The organism is Kribbella sp. NPDC050124 (assembly GCF_044460355.1).
Taxonomy (GTDB): domain Bacteria; phylum Actinomycetota; class Actinomycetes; order Propionibacteriales; family Kribbellaceae; genus Kribbella.
The window spans coordinates 189,779-209,936 of the sequence record NZ_JBITJU010000003.1 but is presented as its reverse complement, the minus strand read 5'-3'; the positions used below and the strand labels follow the sequence as shown (position 1 = coordinate 209,936).

23 protein-coding genes are annotated in these 20,158 nt (G+C 69.3%); 16 read left to right on the top strand and 7 right to left on the bottom strand.

The features are described from left to right. Positions 1–2: 2 nt before the first annotated feature. Entirely contained in the window at positions 3–875 is an 873-nt protein-coding gene (locus tag ACIBL3_RS10725) for a helix-turn-helix domain-containing protein (protein WP_396353057.1), read from the bottom strand. Positions 876–1,325: 450 nt separating this feature from the next. On the opposite strand from ACIBL3_RS10725, the gene ACIBL3_RS10720 reads away from it, so the two are divergent. Both ACIBL3_RS10720 and ACIBL3_RS10715 read left to right on the top strand, forming a co-directional pair. Next, entirely contained in the window at positions 1,326–1,517 is a 192-nt protein-coding gene (locus ACIBL3_RS10720; protein ID WP_396353056.1) for a hypothetical protein, read from the top strand. 29 nt (positions 1,518–1,546) lie between these two features. Next, on the top strand, positions 1,547–1,732 hold the full coding sequence (locus ACIBL3_RS10715; RefSeq protein ID WP_396353055.1) for a hypothetical protein: 186 nt from the start codon (positions 1,547–1,549) through the stop codon (positions 1,730–1,732). A gap of 216 nt (positions 1,733–1,948) precedes the next feature. On the opposite strand, the gene ACIBL3_RS10710 is transcribed toward ACIBL3_RS10715, so the two are convergent. Next, complete coding sequence (locus ACIBL3_RS10710; protein ID WP_396353054.1) at positions 1,949–2,182, bottom strand: DUF397 domain-containing protein; 234 nt, start codon at positions 2,180–2,182, stop codon at positions 1,949–1,951. Between the two features lie 857 nt (positions 2,183–3,039). On the opposite strand from ACIBL3_RS10710, the gene ACIBL3_RS10705 reads away from it, so the two are divergent. Next, the gene (locus ACIBL3_RS10705; RefSeq protein WP_396353053.1) at positions 3,040–3,870 is read left to right on the top strand and encodes an SAM-dependent methyltransferase; all 831 of its coding nucleotides are present in this window, start codon (positions 3,040–3,042) and stop codon (positions 3,868–3,870) included. Positions 3,871–3,934: 64 nt separating this feature from the next. Here ACIBL3_RS10705 and ACIBL3_RS10700 read toward each other — a convergent pair whose 3' ends face one another. After that, entirely contained in the window at positions 3,935–5,440 is a 1,506-nt protein-coding gene (locus ACIBL3_RS10700) for an FAD-dependent oxidoreductase (RefSeq protein WP_396353357.1), read from the bottom strand. A 1-nt stretch (position 5,441) separates the two neighbouring features. Further along, complete coding sequence (locus ACIBL3_RS10695; RefSeq protein WP_396353052.1) at positions 5,442–5,876, bottom strand: SRPBCC family protein; 435 nt, start codon at positions 5,874–5,876, stop codon at positions 5,442–5,444. 132 nt (positions 5,877–6,008) lie between these two features. On the opposite strand from ACIBL3_RS10695, the gene ACIBL3_RS10690 reads away from it, so the two are divergent. The 5 genes from ACIBL3_RS10690 (at position 6,009) to ACIBL3_RS10670 (ending at position 9,429) form a co-directional block, all read left to right on the top strand. Continuing rightward, the gene (locus tag ACIBL3_RS10690; protein WP_396353051.1) at positions 6,009–6,485 is read left to right on the top strand and encodes an Hsp20/alpha crystallin family protein; all 477 of its coding nucleotides are present in this window, start codon (positions 6,009–6,011) and stop codon (positions 6,483–6,485) included. A gap of 26 nt (positions 6,486–6,511) precedes the next feature. Continuing rightward, entirely contained in the window at positions 6,512–7,192 is a 681-nt protein-coding gene (locus ACIBL3_RS10685; RefSeq protein ID WP_396353050.1) for a hypothetical protein, read from the top strand. Beyond that, on the top strand, positions 7,189–7,626 hold the full coding sequence (locus ACIBL3_RS10680; protein ID WP_396353049.1) for a VOC family protein: 438 nt from the start codon (positions 7,189–7,191) through the stop codon (positions 7,624–7,626). Before ACIBL3_RS10685 ends, ACIBL3_RS10680 begins: the two co-directional genes overlap by 4 nt. 136 nt (positions 7,627–7,762) lie before the next feature. Then, entirely contained in the window at positions 7,763–8,497 is a 735-nt protein-coding gene (locus ACIBL3_RS10675; protein ID WP_396353048.1) for a SigB/SigF/SigG family RNA polymerase sigma factor, read from the top strand. A gap of 161 nt (positions 8,498–8,658) precedes the next feature. Further along, the gene (locus ACIBL3_RS10670) at positions 8,659–9,429 is read left to right on the top strand and encodes a hypothetical protein (protein WP_396353047.1); all 771 of its coding nucleotides are present in this window, start codon (positions 8,659–8,661) and stop codon (positions 9,427–9,429) included. Here the strand turns inward: ACIBL3_RS10670 and ACIBL3_RS10665 are convergent. Continuing rightward, positions 9,423–10,880 (bottom strand): alpha/beta hydrolase, encoded by a 1,458-nt coding sequence (locus ACIBL3_RS10665; RefSeq protein ID WP_396353046.1) that lies wholly within the window; start codon positions 10,878–10,880, stop codon positions 9,423–9,425. The genes ACIBL3_RS10670 and ACIBL3_RS10665 overlap by 7 nt on opposite strands. A 110-nt stretch (positions 10,881–10,990) precedes the next feature. Between ACIBL3_RS10665 and ACIBL3_RS10660 the strand changes: the two genes are divergently transcribed. Together ACIBL3_RS10660 and ACIBL3_RS10655 are read left to right on the top strand one after the other, a co-directional pair. Beyond that, positions 10,991–12,103 carry an NAD(P)/FAD-dependent oxidoreductase gene (locus ACIBL3_RS10660; protein ID WP_396353045.1) on the top strand — a complete coding sequence of 371 codons (1,113 nt, stop codon included), beginning with the start codon at positions 10,991–10,993 and terminating at the stop codon, positions 12,101–12,103. A gap of 12 nt (positions 12,104–12,115) precedes the next feature. After that, positions 12,116–13,177: a hypothetical protein gene (locus tag ACIBL3_RS10655; RefSeq protein ID WP_396353044.1), complete on the top strand. Its 1,062-nt coding sequence runs from the start codon at positions 12,116–12,118 to the stop codon at positions 13,175–13,177. Here ACIBL3_RS10655 and ACIBL3_RS10650 read toward each other — a convergent pair. Then, positions 13,170–14,096 (bottom strand): MarR family transcriptional regulator, encoded by a 927-nt coding sequence (locus ACIBL3_RS10650; RefSeq protein ID WP_396353043.1) that lies wholly within the window; start codon positions 14,094–14,096, stop codon positions 13,170–13,172. The genes ACIBL3_RS10655 and ACIBL3_RS10650 overlap by 8 nt on opposite strands. 183 nt (positions 14,097–14,279) lie before the next feature. Here ACIBL3_RS10650 and ACIBL3_RS10645 point away from each other — a divergent pair, with 183 nt between their 5' ends. The 6 genes from ACIBL3_RS10645 to ACIBL3_RS10620 all read left to right on the top strand — a co-directional run bounded on the left by ACIBL3_RS10645 (position 14,280) and on the right by ACIBL3_RS10620 (position 18,633). Continuing rightward, the gene (locus ACIBL3_RS10645) at positions 14,280–15,152 is read left to right on the top strand and encodes an ABC transporter ATP-binding protein (protein WP_396353042.1); all 873 of its coding nucleotides are present in this window, start codon (positions 14,280–14,282) and stop codon (positions 15,150–15,152) included. Beyond that, positions 15,149–15,991, top strand: coding sequence for an ABC transporter permease (locus tag ACIBL3_RS10640; protein ID WP_396353041.1), 843 nt, complete (start codon positions 15,149–15,151; stop codon positions 15,989–15,991). Before ACIBL3_RS10645 ends, ACIBL3_RS10640 begins: the two co-directional genes overlap by 4 nt. 71 nt (positions 15,992–16,062) lie before the next feature. Continuing rightward, positions 16,063–16,239 carry a hypothetical protein gene (locus tag ACIBL3_RS10635; protein ID WP_396353040.1) on the top strand — a complete coding sequence of 59 codons (177 nt, stop codon included), beginning with the start codon at positions 16,063–16,065 and terminating at the stop codon, positions 16,237–16,239. Then, a complete protein-coding gene (locus ACIBL3_RS10630; protein ID WP_396353039.1) occupies positions 16,215–17,276 on the top strand; it encodes a zinc-dependent alcohol dehydrogenase family protein in 1,062 nt (353 codons plus the stop codon). Before ACIBL3_RS10635 ends, ACIBL3_RS10630 begins: the two co-directional genes overlap by 25 nt. Before the next feature lie 207 nt (positions 17,277–17,483). Next, positions 17,484–17,747 (top strand): hypothetical protein, encoded by a 264-nt coding sequence (locus ACIBL3_RS10625; RefSeq protein WP_396353038.1) that lies wholly within the window; start codon positions 17,484–17,486, stop codon positions 17,745–17,747. Between the two features lie 67 nt (positions 17,748–17,814). Then, complete coding sequence (locus ACIBL3_RS10620; protein ID WP_396353037.1) at positions 17,815–18,633, top strand: MerR family transcriptional regulator; 819 nt, start codon at positions 17,815–17,817, stop codon at positions 18,631–18,633. Here ACIBL3_RS10620 and ACIBL3_RS10615 read toward each other — a convergent pair. Further along, positions 18,617–20,143, bottom strand: a complete 1,527-nt coding sequence (locus tag ACIBL3_RS10615; RefSeq protein ID WP_396353036.1) for an alpha-N-arabinofuranosidase — start codon at positions 20,141–20,143, stop codon at positions 18,617–18,619. The genes ACIBL3_RS10620 and ACIBL3_RS10615 overlap by 17 nt on opposite strands. Positions 20,144–20,158 lie beyond the last annotated feature (15 nt).

Sequence of the window (20,158 nt, the reverse complement as noted above, 5' to 3'; positions counted from 1 at the left end):
CGTCAGTCGTCGTACGTGTGCAGGATGCGGGAGAGGATGTCGCGCGTCTTGTTCGGCGGCGGGGCCGCGACGCACAGCGCTTCCATGGTGGCCGTGTAGCGGTCGAGGTCCTCGAGCTTGTCCAGGTACAGCGCACTGGTCAGGTGCTCGATGTAGACGATGTCCGGCAGGTCCTGCTCCGGGAAACGCAGGATGCTGTACGCGCCACCGGTCGCGGCGTGGCCGCCGCCCTCGAACTCCATCACCTGGAGCGTCAGGTTCGGCATGTGGGTAGCCTCGAGCAGGTGCTCCAGCTGCAACCGCATCGCCTTCACGCCGCCGATCGGCCGGCGCAGCACCGACTCGTCGACAACGGCCCACAGCCGCACCGGGTCGGGCCGGGTGAGGATGCCCTGCCGGTTCACCCGCAGCGCGACGCGGCGCTCGACCTCCTCGGCTGGGATCAGGCCGCGGCCGAGCTGGACGACGGCACGCACGTACTCCGGGGTCTGCAGCAGGCCGGGGACGAACTGCAGCTCATAGGTACGGATCAGCTGCGCGGCGGACTCGAGGTCCAGGTAGGAGTGGAACCAGCTCGGGAGCACGTCGCCGAAGCGGTGCCACCAGCCGGGGTTGTTCGCGTCGCGCGCCAGTGACAGCAGTCGCTCGCGCTCCTCGCCGTCGTCCAGGCCGTACAGCGTGAGCAGGTCGCTGACGTCGCGCTCCTTGAAGCCGACGCGGCCGAGCTCCATCCGGCTGACCTTGGACTCCGACGAGCGGATCTCCCAGCCTGCGTCGGAGCGACTGATCCCAGCCGCCTCCCGCATCCGACGCAGGTGCGCTCCGAGGATGATCCGGAGCGCAGTCGGCCCGCTTTGCGCGCCCGACTCTGTCACACCCACCTCCCACAGCCCCCAGCAGCTCGGTTCAGCGGCGACATCACTCCGCAGGGAGACATCATCGCACGGACGACCGGGAATCTGCCGAAGTTCTTACATAAGCCGTCAGCCTTCACATCCACGATCACGCAGCGTAGTAGTGAACCGGTCCGGCAGATCATCTTTGTCATGACAAATTAACGATCGAGAGGCTGGTCGAACAGTGTTCGTCGGGCCGCCGGCCCGCCGTTCGCAGGCGGAAAACCAGGTTTTCGGGTCACGAAGTGGAAAACGTGCGGATGCACGTGCATCCGACGCTTGCATTCGCAGCGTGCCGACGCCATGATTGATTCATGCACAGAAGGTGAGCTGAATCTCGCGAAAAGTGACATCGCGTGATCCGGCAGGCCGGTCCTACAGACCGCCGGGGCGCAAGCGCCGGCACGACTGGTTGGGGAACCCGAGTCGATGACTGACGACGACAGTGAGGCAGCCGAACGCGCCGCGGAGATCAGCGGACGCGCGCCCGACGAGCTGACCGAGCGGGAGATCCAGGAGCTGGTCGCGCGTTGCCCCGAGCAACAGCGCTGGGCCTTCGAGGGCTGGCTGCGCGGCGTCCGTCAACTCGACGGCGACCCGATCGTGAGCTTGGCCCCATGACCACCGACAGAGCAGCAGGAGGCCGAAAGATGGTGCGGATCTGGCTGGGAGACCACCTGATCGCCGAGTACCTTGCCGAGCCCGACCGCGCATCGCGGTACCAGCGGGTGATGACGCCGAAGTTCACCGGTTTGCGAATCACCGTTGACAATTCGGCCGGCGGGACGGCGTCCGAGCTGCCGAGTGAGCAGCTCTGGCCGCTCACGGTTCAGTAGTCGCCGCCGCCCCAACCACAGACCAAGGCCGACCCTTGCCGGAGGGTCGGCCTTTGCTGTTCTCTTACAGTTCAGTACGGCGCTCTGCCGGACGCGCTCGGCGTCCGCGGCGGGGCGCCGTACTCATGTCTGCTTGATCCGTGCTGAGTCGCCGCACACAAGAAGAGACCCCTTCGTCACTCGCCTGGCGAAGGGGTCTCTTGCTTCCGGTGGAGTTCAGGCGAGGTCGTCGAACTCCCCGTCGTGGACACCGCCGAGGAACGCCTCGATCTCGGCCTTGGTGAACACCAGCGCCGGTCCATCGGTGTGACGCGAGTTCCGCATCGCCACGCCGCCGCCCGGCAGCTTCGCAACCTCTACGCAGTTGCCGTTCGGGCCACTCCGCTGACTCTTCCGCCAGTTCAGCTCGGTGATCGAGTCGCCGGGCATGCCGTTGTAGACAGCAGTCATCAGCTGCACCTTCCGTACGTCTTTGGCATATGCACGTGCATTTGGCCTTGCATTTGCATCGTACACGCTTGGCGCCGATGTGTCCGCACCGTTACCCCGCGTGCTCAAAACCTGCTCACAGGTGACGTCAGCAGTCGCCCGACGTGACCGTTTCCCCCGGAGCGACAGGCCGGATGGGCACATGCCACCTGTGCCGAAACCGCCTGCGGCGGTGCCGCCGCCTGCTTCCGCGTGGGCGCGGTGCCGCCGGGCCTCCGCCCCCGCCTCCGCGTGCGGCGGAACCCCGGCCCGGCTGCGCCGGCCACCCTGGCACCCACCACCTCGTCCCACAGCACCTGCTCGACTCAATGCAGCCGACGGGCCGCTCGACCACTGCAGGTCGGCTGGCGGGTTGTTTGACCGCTGACGTGCTGCACAACCTGCCAGCGACCACGAAGGCCGCCACCGCCCGAGCCGCCGGCTGGGCGGTTCTGCCGCCTGCATCCGCCTGCGGCGGCTCAGCGCGCGCGGCCCTGCCCTGCGACCGCCTGCGGCGGCTGCCTCGGTCGTCTGTTGGCGGTTCGGCTCTGGCGAGGTGCTGCGGCTGGAGACGGGTGTTGGCAGTAGTACTGAGAGGTGGTGTGGTTGGGGTGTTGTGGGGTGGGGAAAGTAGGGGGTGGAGGCTGGCGGGTGGTTGGTTTGTCAGGACCTGCGGGTGATCCGAAAAGGCTTCTCTGCTTGACGAATCAGGGAATCGAGCGGTTGCTTCGACCGACGTTCGGACCAACCGGAGCCGCAAGGACCAACCAGTGCTCCAACAGGTCTGCAACTGCCCTACGATGACAAATCCAGAATTCCCCGACACGAAGGCTGCGCCGATGGCGACTTCCGACACTTCGGATCCGAACCCGGAGTTCGACACTTCCCAACCGACCATCGCTCGCGTCTACGACGCCCTGCTTGGTGGTAAAGACAACTTCGCCGCCGACCGGGAAGGCGCGGGGCTCTACCTGAAGTACGTCCCGGACGCCGGTCGCTGTGCGATCGAGAACCGGCAGGCGCTGGTCAAGGGTGTGCAGTACCTGGCCCGCCAGGCCGGTATCGACCAGTTCCTCGACATCGGCAGTGGCCTGCCGACGCAGAAGAACACCCACGAGGCGGCGCAGGACATCAACCCGAACGCCAAGGTCGCGTACGTCGACAACGACCCGATCGTGCTCGCGCACGGCCGGGCGCTGCTGGCGACGAACAACAGCACCATCGTGGTGACCGCCGACCTGCGGCAGCCCCAGGAGATCCTGGACAACCCGGAGATCAACGACCACCTGGACTTCGACCGTCCGGTGGCGCTGATGATCGTCGGCCTGCACATGCACTTCCACGACGACGAGAAGCCGGACGAGTGGGTCCGGACGATCATGAACAAGCTCGTCCCGGGCAGCTACCTGTTCATCACCGACTTCGTCGACACCGGTGAGCCGCTGCAGAAGGGGATGGAGCGGGCCGGCCTGGAGAGCCTCGGCAACGGCTGGATCCGGACCCCGGAGCGGATCGAGCAGCACTTCCTCGGCATGCCGCTGATCCCGCCGGGCCTGGACTTCCTGGCCCGCTGGTTCCCGGAGGACCCCGAGGCCGAGGTTCCGGCCGTCGAGGACCTGCAGCCCTGGCAGCGCATCCTGATGGCAGGCATCGCCAAGAAGGAAATCTGACCCCAGCACCCCCGAAAGGCGCGCGTCCCGACTACGGGCCGCGCGCCTTTCGCATGTCCGGCAGTCAGGTCAGCGGCTTGGTGGCCGGTCCGTCGAGATTCCGTCCGGTGTAGCTGAAGCGGGAGCCGTGGCAGTTGCAGTCCCAGGTGGTGTCGGCGGGGTTCCAGCGCAGGGGGCAGCCGAGGTGGGTGCAGACGGGGTCGACGGTGTGGAGTTCGCCTTCGTGGTCGCGGTAGGCGCCGACGGTGCTGCCGTCGGCGAGCGTGAGCAGGCCGCCCTGGCCGATCTCGAGGTGGTCGAGTCCGCCCTTCAACCGGCCCAGGTGTCCGCTCGCGAACTCCTTGCCGACGTGGAGGTTGTCCTTCACCAATTTCGCCACTGCCTGCACGTCGCCGATCCGGCCGGCGTCGTACAGGCTCGCCGTCGGGTTGTCGCGGTCGAGGACCAGGTCGCGGAGGATGCCGGCGGCAACGGTTCCGTTGGTCAGGCCCCACTTGTGCATGCCGGTGGCAACCAGAGCCGGCGTCCCCGGGGCCTTGCCGACGAACGGGAGCAGGTCCGGCGTGCTGTAGTCGTGCGCCGACCAGCGGTACTCCGGCACGGCCTCGAAGCCCCACGCCTCGCCGACCCAGTCGACCAGGCTCTGGTACGCCGATTCGGCGTCGCTGTCCTCGTCATTGCCGACGACGATCAGCCCGTTCGGGCCACCGCCCGGCCAGGGACGGGTGGACCGCACGGGCGCGTCGACGGAGATTGCCATCCCACGCGGCGCTTCGATCGGCAGGCGTACGGCGATGCCCTGCGACTGACTGGGACGGGTACGCGCGAAGTACCCGCCGGTGAGCCCGATCGGCAGCAAGGTCGCCACGATCGCGTGGTTGGCGCGGACCAGAGGACCCTGCGCGGTGACTGCCTGGATGTCGTGGTCGGTGTTCAGCTCGGTCACCCGGCTGTTATCGAAGATCCGGCCGCCGGCCTGGGTGAACGCGGTCGCGAGGCCGGCCAGGTAGCGGGCCGGATGGAGCTGGAGTTGGTCGTCGAAGCACACGACCTCGGCGACCTTCAACGGCAGGTCGAGCTCGTCCGGGTGGGCGAAGCGGGCCGGGAGCCCGAATGCGGCCGCGACATCGGCCTCGCGGCGAAGCGTGGAGTCGGGTGTCGACGAGTAGACGAAGGCCGGCGTACGAGTGAGTTCGCAGTCGATACCGAGTCGGTCCACCAGTGCGGCGACCTCCTCGACGGCGGCCTGGTTGGCGGTCGCGTACTGGCCCGCCTTGCCGGGACCGTGCCGGTCGAGCAGGTCGGCGTAGATCGCACCGTGCTGGGACGTGACCTTCCCGGTGGTGTTGCCGCTGGTCCGCCCGCCGACCCGGCCGGCTTCCAGCAGTACGACGTCCGCGCCCTCCTGCTGGAGGTACAACGCGGTGGTCAGCCCGATCACGCCACCACCGACCACGACCACGTCGGCGTGCTTGTCGGCGAGGATCCCGTCGTACTGCGGAATCGTTGCGGTCGCGAGCCACACGGAACCTTGCGTCGTCATGTGGTTCCGGTACCCGCCTGGGGCGATCTCAGTGCTTCCGCTCCGCGAGTAGTGCGAGCCGGCGGAGGGTCTCGTGGTTGCGGACACTCAGGACCGGGTCGATCAGGCTGTGCGGGAGCGCGGCGGCCGGTCCCTTGACGGCCTGCTCGCGCATCACCAGGTGGCAGTCGCCGTCACGGTCGGTGGCGACGAACTCCACCTGCCCCTCGCCGGTGGGCCAGGCGCGCACGCGGAGTTGCAGAAAACGCAGTGGTTCGTACTGCTCGACTGTCGTGGTGTCGTCGATGACCAGCGGCCAGATCCCGACCGAGTGGTGCAGGCTGCGACCGGGCTGCGGGAACCCCTCCTCGACGTCCCGCACCCGGGATGCTCCGACCACCCAGGCGGCGTACGTCCACCCGTCGGTCAGGATCGCGAACACGTCGGCCACCGGCGCCCGAATCAACCACTCGTTCTCCGTCATGGGCGGCCTGTACCCAGCATCGACGCAGTGTCAACGAAATGCTGACATCGATCTTGTCAACGGATCGATGACATGCTATATCAAGAGGTGCGTGTTGACACCGAATGTCGACGAATGGTGGAGGTGGAAACGATGTTGATGCGCACTGACCCGTTCCGGGAGCTCGACCGGCTCGCCCAGCAGCTGACCGGTGCGGTGACACCGGGTACCTGGTCGCGGCCGAGCCCGATGCCGATGGACGCCTACCGGTCCGGTGACGAGTACGTGATCGTGTTCGACCTGCCCGGGGTGAGCCCGGACGCCATCGATCTCGACGTCGAGCGGAACGTGCTGACCGTGAAGGCCGAGCGCCGTCCGGCGGCCTTGGACGAGGGCGTCGAGATGCAGGTCGCGGAGCGGCCGCTCGGGGTGTTCTCACGGCAGTTGTTCCTGGGCGACACGCTCGACGCCGACCGGATCAGCGCGTCGTACGAGAACGGCGTCCTGACCTTGACGATCCCCGTTGCCGCGCAGGCCAAGCCGCGCAAGATCGCGATCGCCGGCGGCGACACCGGCAGCCGAACCGTCACCGGGGAGACCGTCGGCGACAGCAAGCAGCTCGACGCCTGAGATTTCGACGCCTGACAGGAGTGCCGATGCCGCAGCCTGACGGAACCGGTCCCGCTCCGGCGGCGGCGCTGGAACTCCTGCTGGACGTGCTGGAAAGATTGCCCTCCGCCCCGAACGTCCCCTGGGTGGAGGGCGATTCCGCCGCGGACGAGGTGCTGGAAGCACTCGTCCTGCTGCGGGAGTTGCGGGAGCGGCTGAACGGCTGGGAACCGCGGCTGATCGAGGCGGCCCGGGCCGCCGGGATCAGCTGGATCCGGCTGGCGCCGGTGCTCGGCGTCACCAGCCGGCAAGCGGCCGAGCGGCGTTACCTGCGGCTCAACCCGCACGCGTCCCAGCCGGAACTGAACGGCGAGCAACGGGTGCAGGCGGCCCGGGACGAGCGGGCCGGCGACCGCGCGGTCGCGAGCTGGGCCCGCGACAACGCCGCCGATCTCCGCCGGCTCGCCGGGCAGGTCGCGGCACTCGACGGGCTGGACGGTACGGCGCAGGCCCGGGTCGACGCCGTACACGATGCCCTTGGCAACAATGACTCGGCCGCGTTGCTCGCGCCGCTGGCTGCCGCGGGCGCGCAACTCGGCAAGGATCACGGGGCGCTGGCCGACCGGATCACCGAGATCGGCGCCCGCACCGACGAGGCCCGCTGTTCCGGCCGGAACCGCCACCACGGCCACGGCCGGACCGCTAGCACAGACGAGGCTGACCGATGATGAAACTGTTGTTCGAACTTCGCCCGGTCGAGCACCTGGAAGCCAGTGTGGACTACTACCGGGACCTGGGCCTGGAACCGATCGCCTGGCCCAGTGACGACACCGCGTTGCTCGGGCTCCGCGGCCACCGGCCCACCATCGCCCTGGTCCGCGACCCAGCGGAGGGAGCGCTCGGCGCCGGCGGCGTGTACGACGTGGGCGACATCGACACCTTCTTCGAGGACCATCGCGAGCTCGACTGGCTGCTCAGCCCCGCGGACAGTCCACTCGGCCGGTACGCGGTGTTCGCGGACCGGACCGGCAGCGCGATCCGGCTCCTCGACCCGGCGCCCGGCGACGGGGCCGGACCGTCCGGAACCACCGAGCGGATCGTTGCGCACGCAGAGCCGTGCATGACATCCCGGCCGGTGGGTACAGGCTTGGGGCAGGCATGACCGTGGTCCAGAAACGTGCCACGCCGTGACTCACCGTCGCGAGGTCATACCAATGGTCACCGTAGAACAGCAGGTTCCTGTTCATTGTTCGACCGCGGCCGATCGGGCCGCCCGGGAAGCAGCCACCCGACAGCTGATGGAACGCAGGGCTGCCAGCACCGACGAAACAGAGCGGCAACAGCTGCTCGAAGAGGTCGTCGAGCTCAACATCGAGATGGCCCGGGGGATCGCCCGCCGGTTTCGAGGCCGCGGGGCCGAGGCGGACGACCTGGAGCAGGTCGCGTACCTGGGCCTGGTGAAGGCCGCCCACCACTACCGTCTCGACGCCGACACGCCGTTCATCGGGTTCGCCATCCCGACCATCCGGGGCGAGGTGAAACGCTACTTCCGCGACTGCGCGTGGACGGTGCGGATCCCGCGCCGGTTGCAGGAGATGCAGGGCACGATCGCCACCAAGCTGCCGCTGCTCGAGCAGCAGCTGAACCGCGAGCCGACGCCCGCCGAGATCGCCGAGCACCTGGAGGTCGAGGTCGCCGAGGTCGAGCAAGCGCTCGCTGCCAAGGGCTGCTTCAACGTCTTGTCGCTCGACCGTCCGTCGGACGTGGACGCCGACCTGACGCTGGCCGACGTCGTCGCCGACACCGAGGACGGCAGCATCGACCAGCTGGAGACGGTCGAGATGCTGCAGCCGGTACTGTCCGGGCTCGGGCCGCGGGAACGCCGGATCCTGCAGTTGCGGTTCGTCGAGGGCTGGACCCAGTCCGAGATCGGGCGCGACATCGGCGTCAGCCAGATGCAGGTGTCCCGGGTCCTCCGCAAGATCCTGGACGACCTCCGCACCAAGCTGACCCCGCTCCCCGCCGCCGCCTGACCGAAGCCGGTGCTTGCCCGGGGCAACCCGGGCAAGTGCCGGCTGCGCCGTGACGCCGGCTGGGCGTTCGTCGTTCATCTGTCCGTGCCCGGGGTGAGGACTCACCCGCCCGGGATGGTCACGCCGGGCCCCGGCTGGTTGCACAATGGGGGAAACGACGGATGGAGTCGGTGGTTTTGGCGTTCGGGATGTTCAGGACGGTGCCCGCGGACGCGGTGGCCATCGTGCGGTCGTACCCGCCGATGGTCGTCTGCTTCGCGGCCGCGTTGACCGGTACCGCCCTGGTCTTCGACGTCTTCTACCTGATCGCGAGTCCGGGGCTCACGCTCGCGCTGGTCTACACCGTGCCGGTGCTGGCCGGGCTGATCGCCGGCCTGGTCGCGGCGGCCGACGACGTCGGGCTGGAGCGTGCGGTGCTGCTGCGCACCGTCGGCGTTGCGGTCGCCTTCGGCCTCACGAATGTGGTCGTGGTGGCGATGCTCGCCTCGATGCGCCGGACCGACCCGTCGAACTGGGCGGCCGGCGGCCAGGCGGTGCTGTTCGCGGGCTGCACGGTCGTCGCGGTCGCCATCTCGATCGTTGCCGTCCGCAAGTTGATCGACGCGCTCGGCCTCGAGCTGCGGACCAAGCTGCCGCGCCGCCCGGTCCGGGTCCCGGTCGCCGCGGCGGCGGTGGCGGCGGCACCCCGGGCCCGGGTGAGCAAGGAGTCCGCCGCCCGCGCCGCCCCCGTGCCGGTTCCGGCGCCACCACCACCGGACGACGAGGAGACGATCCACATCTACGTCCCGCCGCCGCCGAAGATCGTGGACCTCGAGGAGGCTCGTCCGGTCAGCTCGAGCGAGTCGACCGGTCACGCCGACCGCTTGGTCCCGCGGGTACGGCGTACCGCCGGCCGTCGTACCCACAAACCTGGCCGGCGTCCGGGTCAGTAACAGATCTGGTCGGTGGCCGGGAGGCGGCCGCTGATCAGGTAGGACACGACCCGGTCGTCGACGCAGGCGTTGCCGTACTCACCGAAGATGCCGTGTTTGCGCGCGTTCTTCAGGGTCAGCAGGCGGGCCTCGGTCAGGCCCTTCTGGAGTTGCGCGGCGTTCGCGTAGATTGCCCGCGGGTCGCCGTCGGCCGCGACGATCAGGGCCGGCTCCCGGTTCGCGATCCGGGTCAGCGGCTCCTGCGGCTGCACCGGCCAGAAGGCGCACGGCGAGATCATCCGGGTCAGCGCACCGAAGTACGGCTCGTCGCGTCGGTGCTGCTGGATGTCGCGCCAGTAGGTCTGCGGATCCCGTGACACGGCCCGGTCGCCACACGGGATCGCGATCTGCGCGCTGACCAGCTGCGAGAACGCCGGCGTCAGCAAAAGCTCGAGGAACCCGCCGAGCGCCTCGCTCGGCTCGACCGGTCCATTGGTGGCCTTGAGCAACGTCTGCACGAACTCGGTGTACATCGCCCGGGCCGGATCGCGGTCGTCCGCGAGTGGCCCGAAGAGCACCATCGGCATCGAGCCTTCGTCGAGCGTGTGCTTCCCGATCCGGAGCCCCTGCTGAGCGGTCACCCGGTAGATCCGGTCGATCTTGGCCAGCACCTGCGCGGTCGTCGTACCCAGCTGGTACGTCGAGTGCCGCGCAGCCGCCCAGGACGCCCAGGCCCGCAACGCCGCCTCGTTCGCGGGGCCGACCTCCCGCAGCAGCTGCGGTCCGTACTTCGACGGATCCATCGGCCCGTCCAGCAGGACCCGATCCGTGCGGCCGGGGAACAGCTGCAGATAGACCGCGCCGAGATAGGTGCCGTACGAGTAGCCGAGGTACGAGATCTTGTCCTCGCCGAGCGCGATCCGGACCTGGTCGATGTCCCGGGCAGTGTTCCGCGTGTTGATGTACTGCAGCACCGGCCCCGCATTCTTGGCACACTGCGCGGCGATGTCGGCCTGCAGGCGAGTGGAGCGCACGAACGACGACCGGTCGCTGCCGCCGGACCACGGCCAGCCCGCGGCCGGCAGCTTGCAGTCCACCGGCGTACTGCGGCCGACGAACCGCGGGTCGAGTCCAATCAGGTCGTACCGCGACCCGGCTTCCTTCATCGCAACCCGCAGCCGTAGCGGCATGGTCAGCCCGGGACCACCCGGACCGCCGTCGTTGAGCACCATCGCACCGATCCGGTCGCCGGTCGCCTTCAGCCGCGACATCGCGATCGAGATCTTCGGCCCGTCCGGCCGGCTGTAGTCCAGCGGAACTTTCAGCTCACCACATTGCGCCCCGGCCTCATCCAGCGCGGCGCCCTCGGCGTCGGCGGCGTTCAGCTGACAGTGGTGCCATTGGATGGCGGGTGGTTCTTCCGTGGCCTGCGCCGTACCTGACAACAGCGCCAAGATCAGTAGCAGTTTCATCGATCCTCCTCAGTCCCTGTCGACGCTAGAGATCGGCAAGCCCCGGCACAGTGCGCCTGGGACCCGCTTGGAGGTCGCGTGCGCGCTACCACTTCGCGACACTGGGAGTCGTGTGGGATCTGGTGGTGGTCGGGGCTGGGCCGGCTGGGGCGTCGGCGGCGCTGGGGGCGCTGGTCGTCGATCCCGGCTTGTCGGTCTTGCTGCTGGACCGGCACGACTTCCCGCGGGACAAGGCCTGCGGGGACGGAATCGCGCCGCACGTGTTCGATCTGCTGGCCGAGGTCGACGTCACCGGGATCGTCGACGACTGGACGCCGGTACGGCGGTTCACGCTGACCAGGGGCGCGGTCGGGGTCGACCGAGACATGGCCCGGCCGAACTGGGTGGTGCCGCGGACCGTCTTCGACCAGCGGCTCGCCGAAGCAGCCCAGGCAGCCGGGGCCGACCTGGTCCGGCGTCGCGTCCGCGGGATCCAGATCGCCAACGGATCCATCAGCGTCGACGGTGAGCTCCATGCCCGGTTCGTCGTCGGTGCGGACGGCGCGCATTCCGTCGTACGGCGCGATCTCGGGATGCCGCCGGGTCCGGTCGCACTCGCGATCCGTGGGTACGCGCCGACACCGCCGGAGCGGGCGGCGAGTCAAGTGATCGCTTACGGTCCGGGCCGGCAACCGTCGTACGCCTGGTCCTTCGATCGCGGCGACGGCTGGTCGAACGTCGGGTACGGCGAACAGCTCACCGCCAGCCGCCCACGCCCGACACGAGCCGACCTGCTCGCGCATCTGGAGGAGCTACTACCGGGAGCAACCGAGGGCGGGAAGTCCTGGTGGGGTCATCACCTGCCGCTGTCGAGCTGGTCCTGGCGTCCGCAGCCCGGGCCGGTGATGCTCGCCGGCGACGCCGCCGGGCTGATCAACCCGATGACCGGCGAGGGCATCTACTACGCCGTCGCGACCGGCCTGCTCGCCGGCCGAGCGGTCGCCGCTGCCTTGCACGACAACAGCACCGACGCCGGTACGCCGTACCGCCGCCAGACGAGCCGCCTCCTCGGGAAGCACCTTCGGCACACCGCGCTCACCGCCCAGCTCACGCGCTCTGGACGGGTCCTCGACGCCGGTATCCGCGCCGCCGCAGCCGATCAGACCATCTTCGACGACCTGGTCGAACTCGGCCTTGCCGACGGTCTCATCACCGGCCGCCTGCTGCGCGCGCTGGTGGTGTGACATCGTGAGCGGGTGGACCTTCCGACGACTGCGTGGCAAGGGGTTGAGCTCGAGCAGCGGCTCGCGTGGGCGCGGCGCTGGATGCAGCGGACTGCCGCCGCGGCCGGGCGGTTGCCGGACATGGCGACCGTGCGGCTCGCGGTCACCGCGCACCTCGACCTGAAGTCGGCGCTGTTCCTGCAGGCGTACCGGGAGGCCGGAGCCGCGGTGATCGTGCATCCAGCCGACCCGGCGACGACCCGACCCGACGTCCAGCGACTGGTCGAGACCTGGGGGATCCAGGTCACCGACCCGGGCGCGTGCGTCGAGTGGCGTCCGACGCATACGGTCGAGATGGGCGGCGACATCGTGGTCGAGGCGGCGGCGCGCGGGTACGACGGCGTGGTCGCGGGGATCGAGATGACGCGGACCGGGCTGAACCGGGTCGCGGCGCTGGCGTTGTCCTACCCGGTGTTCGACCTGGACGGCGTACCGCTGAAGAACCAGTTGCACAACCGGTTCACGGTCGGCACGAGCACCTGGCACACGGTCGTTGCCCGGACCCAGCTCTCCCTGAACGGCCTCGACGTCCTGGTCGCCGGGTACGGCGAGGTCGGCGCAGGCCTCGCCCGGACGGCGCGCGGCCTCGGCGCGATCGTGCAAGTCGCCGAGGTCGACCCGGCGCGCGCACTGGTCGCGTCGTACGACGGCTTCGAGGTCGTCGAGCTCGGCGGCGACCGGGCCGACATCGTGGTCACCGCGACCGGGCGGACCGGGACCGTGTCCGCGGACGTGATCAGCGGCCTGAAGGACGGGTGCCTGATCGTCAACGCCGGCCACTCGCCGGACGAGATCGACCTCGGGGCCCTGGGCGCCGGTGAACAGGCGATCCCGTCGGTCACGCGTCACCGGGTCGGCGGCCGCGAGATCCTGCTGTTCGCCGGCGGGCACGTGGCCAACCTGGCGGCGGGGGACGGCGACAGCCTGAACGCCTTCGACATCACCGCCGCGCTGATCGTCGACTCGGCCGGCTGGTTGGTAGCCCACGGCAACGAGTACCCGGCCGGGCTGCACCCCTACCCGGGGCCTAGCTGAGCGCGGCCAACTGATCCGGCGAGAGCCGGGTCGGAGTCGGTACGGCGGTGTAGGTGTCTGACGTCGGCTGGTCGAGCACGACCGGGTCGGTGTACTCGGCGTACTTGGCCGCGTTGACCAGCGCGTCGGTGACGCGAGCAGGCGGCCAGCCAAGGGCGGTGGTCAGCTCTTCGGCGGTGAGCGGACGGGTCGCGTGCAGGAGTGCGGCGACCACTGTGAACGCGTCGTCGATGACCTCGAAGGCCGGTCCGCCCGCCATGTCCTCACCCAGGCGGTGGAAGAAGTCCGCCATCTTGCTCAGGCGCCCGCCGGCGGGCGATTCGGCGCCGAGCAGTTCGGCGCCTTCGGCGGCGGTCTCGGCCCAGTTCAGGTTGGTCCGGGCGCTCACCTTCCAGGCGTGCACCCAGACATCTTCGGCGATGATGTAGTGCTGCAGCCGGCGCCGTGCGTCGGGCTCGCGGTGGATCATGCCGACCTGTTCCAGGTAGCCGACTGCCTTGGAGATCGACGCCGGGCTGACCCGGAGGACCTGGACCAGCTCCGCCGCGGTCAGGCTGCTGGTGTCGGCCGTGTACAGCTGGGCGAGCACCCGGGCCGCCATCCGCGGCAGGCCGCCGTCGACCATCATCACGGCGAACCGCTCGGCGAAGTCCTGCACGACGGCCCGATCGCCCTCGGCCGGTCCTGTGTCAGGTCCTGCGTCCCGACCAGGCGGTCTGCTGCGCCGGGCCCGTGAGCTGGTGGCGTAGTGCGCGTGGTCGGCCCGGTAGCCACGGGCGCCGCCGTTGCGGGCGACCTCGCGACTGACCGTGGAGGTCGGACGGTCCAGTTCCCGGGCGATCTCGGCGTACCCGAGCCCGGACTCCAGGCCCTCGGCGATCCGGCGCCGGTCCTCGTGCGTCAGCCTGCCGCCCGGCATCGGCGCCTCCTCGGTGCGTTCAGCGTCAGCTCATTGCAACGACCGGTTGCATTCGCTCGCATCGTCATTGCACAGATTGCCAGGTTTCGCCCAGAAAATCACGCGTATCACGAGCTGCGCGCGTTGCCGGGGGTCTGAACGCAACGTAGCTTTCAGGAAATCGGAAACGAAAGGAGCCGCCCCATGGTGCTGGCGGTGGACGGCCTGCGGATGCGCTACGGCGACACCGAGGTCCTGCACGACGTCTCGTTCCGGGCCCGGCACGGCGAGGTCGTCGCTCTGCTCGGCCCGAACGGGGCCGGGAAGAGCACGACCATCGAGATCCTGGAGGGATTCCGGCTGCGGTCGGCCGGGACGGTCGAGGTGCTCGGCGTCGACCCGGCGTACGGGGACGAGCGCTGGCGGTCGCGGCTCGGCATCGTGCTGCAGTCCTGGCGCGACCACGGCAACTGGCGAGTCCGGGAGCTCCTGCATCACCTCGGCACGTACTACGCGCCGTACTCGACGAGTTCCATCCACCGGCCGTGGGACACCGACGAACTGCTGGCCGCGGTCGGCCTCACCGACCACGCCGGCCAGAAGATCAGGACCCTTTCCGGCGGCCAGCGCCGCCGCCTCGACGTGGCGATCGGCATCGTCGGCCGGCCGGAGGTGCTGTTCCTGGACGAGCCGACCACCGGCTTCGACCCGCAGGCCCGCCACGAGTTCCACGACCTGGTACGGCGACTCGCCGCCGAGCACTCGACCACGATCCTGCTCACCACCCACGACCTGGACGAGGCCAGCAGGCTCGCGCACCGCATCCTGATCCTCACCGGCGGCCGGATCGTCGCCGCCGGTTCACCGGCCGAGCTGACCACGCTGATCGCCGGCGAGGACGAGGTCCGCTGGAGCATCGACGGACAGCAGTTCCGCCGGTCCACCGCCGACTCGACCGAGTTCGTCCGCGGCCTCTTCACGCAGTACGGCGCGGGAGTCACCGACCTCGAGGTACGGCCTGCCTCCCTGGAAGACACGTATCTCGCGCTGGTGCGCGGAAAGGAGCCGGTGGCATGAACCTCCCCGCTGTCCGGATCGGCTGGCAGCGCGGCCGGATCGAGTTGCGCCAGTCCTTCACCAACGGGCCCGAGCTGTTCAGCCACTTCCTCTGGCCGGTGCTGATGCTGGCCGCGTTGTTCTTCCTCCGGGACCGGGATTTCGGCTCCACCGGGTTCCTGCTCGGTGCGCTCGCGTTGCCGAGCATCCTCGGCATGAACGCGGCGATGGGCATGGTCAGCATGAGCCAGCAGCTCACCGCGGACCGCGAGGACGGCACCCTGCTGCGGGCCAAGGCGACTCCCAACGGGATGCGCGGCTACCTCGTCGGCAAGGTCGTCTCAGTCGCTGGTGGGACGCTCGCCGACCTGGCCATCCTGCTGATCCCCGGACTGCTGATCGTGGACGGGCTCGCGCTCGGCTCGGCCGTCGGCTGGCTGATCCTGGTCTGGGTGCTGGTGCTCGGCCTGGTCGCGACGCTGCCGATCGGCGCGGTCCTGGGCACGGTCTTCACCACCGCCCGGTCGCAGGGGCTGATCCAGCTCCCGGTGCTCGGCCTGATCGCGATCTCCGGCATCTTCTACCCGATCACCGCGCTGCCGGACTGGCTGGCGTGGATCGGTCAGCTCGGCCCGATCTACTGGATGGGCCTCGGGATGCGGTCGGCGCTGCTGCCCGACAGTGCGGTCGTGGTCGAGATCGACGCCTCCTGGCGGCACCTGGAGACGGCCGCGGTGCTCGGCGTCTGGGCCATGATCGGGCTGGCCGTCGCTCCCGTCGTACTGCGTCGGATGGCTCGGCGGGAGTCTGGCTCGAAGGTCGCTGAGCGGCGCGAACGGGCGCTCCAGCGGGTGGCCTGAAAGCGTTTTGAAAGGTGTCTTGAGCCTGCCCGCTCCTACCTTCGAGGAAAGGACAGCAAGGGGATGCTCAGATGGACGCAGACGACTCCGGCCGCCCGCCCGACCTCGACGAGGCGGCGCTGCGGCGGTTGCCGCCGCCGAACGCTGCCCATCGCATCCCCGAGGACCGCCTGCACCACCTCGACGACCCGGACGCACCGGACCCGGACGAGGAGGAGCCGTGGTGGCGACGGGAGACCGGCGGCTGAAGTTCTGGGATGGTCGAGGTATGGGCGACCAGATGGCGGTGTGGGCGGTGCAGCGGCCCGGGCCGATCGATGGCGGGCCGTTGCAGCGGGTTCGCCGTACGGTGCCGGAGCCAGGGGCGGGGGAGGTGCTTGTGCGGGTCGAGGTGTGTGGGATCTGCCGGACGGACCTGCATCTATGTGAGGGGGATCTGGAGCCGCGGCGGCCGGGCGTCGTACCTGGGCATCAGGTGGTGGGATCGGTGGTTGGGCGTGGGGTCGGGGCCGAGCGGTTCGCGATGGGGGATCGGGTCGGGATCGCGTGGCTGCGCGGGACCTGCGGGTCGTGCGAGTTCTGCCGCTCCGGAGCCGAGAACCTGTGCCCGCGGTCGTCGTACACGGGCTGGGACGCGGACGGCGGTTTCGCCGAGTACGCCGTCGTGCCGCAGGACTACGCGTATGCGCTGCCGGCCGACCGCCCGGCCGAGGAACTGGCGCCGTTCCTGTGCGCCGGGATCATCGGCTACCGCGCTCTGCTCCGGGCGAAGCTGCCGCCGGGCGGCCGGCTCGGGATCTACGGCTTCGGCTCGAGCGCGCACCTGACGGCGCAGCTCGCGACTGCACAGGGTGCCGAGCTGTTCGTGATGACCCGCGGCGAGCGGAACCGGGAGTTGGCGCGCTCACTCGGTGCCGCGTACGTCGGTGAGACCGCCGATCGACCGCCCGTCCCACTGGACTCGGCGATCGTGTTCGCGCCCGCCGGTGAGGTGGTGCCGTACGCGCTGGAGGCGGTGAAGCCCGGCGGGACGGTCTCGGTGGCGGGGATCCATCTGACCGACGTCCCGGCGCTGAACTATGAGCGCCATCTCTTCCACGAGCGCGACCTACGCAGCGTCACCTCCAACACCCGGCGGGACGGTGAGGAGCTGTTCCGGCTCGTGTCGCGGCTACCGGTGCGTGCCCACACCACCGTCGTGCCGTTCGAGGGGATCGACCGGGCGCTTTCCGACGTCGCGAACGGGCGGGCGGCGGGCTCGCTGGTCGCCGTACTTAACGTTTGAACCGTTCGGTGCCACCATTCGTTAGAACTGGGTGAAGATTCAATCCGGGGTGGGGTCCGGGCTTCAGCACTGACGACTAGCTGCGTTAGATTTGATCAAATCTTACCGGGCTACCAGGGAGCGTGAACGCCATATGCGAGGTCTGACCAGGCAGGTGTGGTCGGTCCTTGCGGCTGCCTTCCCGAGTACCGCGCGACAGGACGGGAAGTGCTGAGCAAGGTTCTCGGCGCGGTGGGTGTGGTCCTGCTGATCGCCGGGGTGGTGTTCGCCGTCCGTCCGGTCACGATCGACGGCCGGGACTGCGGCTCGGTCTTCCAGCCCGACAAGGGCATCACGCCGATGCAGTGCGACCCCCGCCTGGAATCCCGCGGTGACGTCGTCGTCGGTCTCGGCACCGGCGGCGTCGCCCTGATGCTCACCGGATTCGCGGTCGCCGCGGTCCGCGACCGCCGTACCCGCGTCGCCTCCTGACTCGACCCGCGCCGACCGGCTTCTGCATGCTTGACCTTCACACAGTGTCAAGCCGGAAGGTGGGGGCATGTTCACCATCGGAGACTTCGCGGCGTTCGGGCAGGTTTCGGCCCGGATGCTCCGGCACTACGACGCGATCGGGCTGCTCCGCCCGGCGGTCGTCGACGACGCGACCGGGTACCGCCACTACTCGGCCGAGCAGCTCAGCCGGCTGAACCGGATCATCGCGCTCAAGGATCTCGGGTTCAGCCTGCAGCAGGTGGGCGAGATCGTCGACGCCAAGCTGTCCGCCGAGGAGCTGCGCGGCATGCTCCGGCTGCGCCGGGCGCAGCTCGAGGAGGACCTGGCGCGCAGCGCGTCGCAACTCATCAGTGTCGAGGCGAGGCTCCGTCTGATCGAGAAGGAAGGTCACATGCCCACCGACGACATCGTCCTGAAACGCATCGCCCCGACTCGGGTCGCCCAACTCACCGCGCTCGCCAAGAGCTACGAGGGTGAAGACATCGGCCCGGTCATCCAGCCGCTCTTCGGCCAGCTGATGGACCGCCTCGGCGCCGCCGGCGTGATGCCGTCCGGTTCGCCGGTCGCGTACTACGAGGACGCCGAGGACGACCAGATCCTCGTGCACGCCGCCGTACCCGTCGACGCCGACAAGGTTGCCGACGTCGACGTGCACGAACTACCGGAACTCGCCCAAGCCGCGACCATCGTGCACCAAGGAGACATGATCGAGGCGGACCGCAGCATGCAGACGCTGGCCCGCTGGATCGAGGACAACGGGTACCGCAGCCACGGCTACGCCCGGGAGGTGACTCTGCAGTTCGACCCGGAGAACCCCGCCAACTGGGTGCACGAGTTCCAGATCCCGGTCACACGTCCAGACTGACCGTCGCGAAGGAGTGCGGTGGCAGCGTGACCCGCAGGCCACGCGGGTCCGCTGCCAGGTCGGTCAGCGGCACCGGCGCCACCGCGCCCGGGTCGGTGGGCGTGTTGTGCGACTGCGGCTTCGATGCCGTGAGCAACCGACCGGTCGGGTTGCGGACCTCCGCGCCCCGAAGGTCCAGGACGATGTCGGCCGGCGAGCTCGGGTCCAGGTTGCTGACCGAGATCAGCGCCTTGCCGTCCTTCACGCTGGCCGACGCGGACAGCAGGTCCATCGTCTTGCCGTCCAGCTCGTACGGCTCCGGCTGCTCGACCAGGTGCACCGGGACCGACGTCGCGTCGTGGTGCCCCTTGTTCATCTCGAACACGTGGTACGTCGGGGTGAGCACGAGCCCACCGTCGTCGTCGGTGAGGACCATCGCCTGCAGCACGTTGACCGTCTGGGCGATGTTCGCCATCACCAGCCGGTCCGCGTGCCGGTGGAACACGTCGAAGTGCACGCTCGCCACCAGCGCGTCCCGCAGCGCGTTCTGCTGGAACAGGAACCCGGGGTTGGTGCCCGGCTCGACGTCCCACCAGGTGCCCCACTCGTCCAGCACCAGGCCGACCTTGCGCTCCGGGTCGTAGGCGTCCATCACCGCGGAGTGGCCGCGGATGATCCGGTCGATGTCCTGCGCCTTGATCAGCGTCCGGTAGTAGTCGTCGAGGGCGAACTCGGTCGCGCTGCCCTTGCTGTCCCAGCTGCCGGCGATCGTGTAGTAGTGGAACGAGATCGCCTGGAAGATGTTCTTCGGCTCCCGGCCGCAGCCCAGGCAGCTGATCGCCTTCATCAGCGCCTCGGTCCAGACCAGGTCGTAGTCGGACGCCCCGGCGGCGATCCGGTAGAGCTGGTTGTCGCCGTAGCTGCGGCAGAACGTCGCGTACCGGCGGGCCAGGTCGGCGTACGCCTCGGCGCGCATGTTGCCGCCGCAGCCCCAGGTCTCGTTGCCGACCCCCCAGAACGGGACCTTCCACGGCTCGTCCCGGCCGTTCGCCTTGCGCTGCCGGACCATCGGGCTGTCACCGTCGCGGGTCAGGTACTCGACCCACTCGCTCATCTCCTGGACGGTCCCGCTGCCGACGTTGCCGTTCACGTACGGGTCGGCGCCGAGCAGCTCGCACAGCGCCATGAACTCGTGGGTGCCGAAGTGGTTGTTCTCCTCGACGTTGCCCCAGTGCGTGTTGATCATCGACGGCCGGTCGGCCTTCGGCCCGATGCCGTCCTTCCAGTGGTACTCGTCGGCGAAGCAGCCACCCGGCCAGCGCAGGTTCGGGATGTTCAGCGCCTTCAGGGCCTCGACGACGTCGAGCCGGATGCCGCCCTCGTTCGGCAGGCCGGAGTCCTCGCCGACGTAGAAGCCGCCGTAGATGCAGCGCCCCAGGTGCTCGGCGAAGTGCCCGTACAGATGCCGGCTGATCGCCGGACCGGAAACGTCCAGGTCGATCACGACCCGCGACGACGATGCCTTGGACAACTAAGTCTCCTTGGT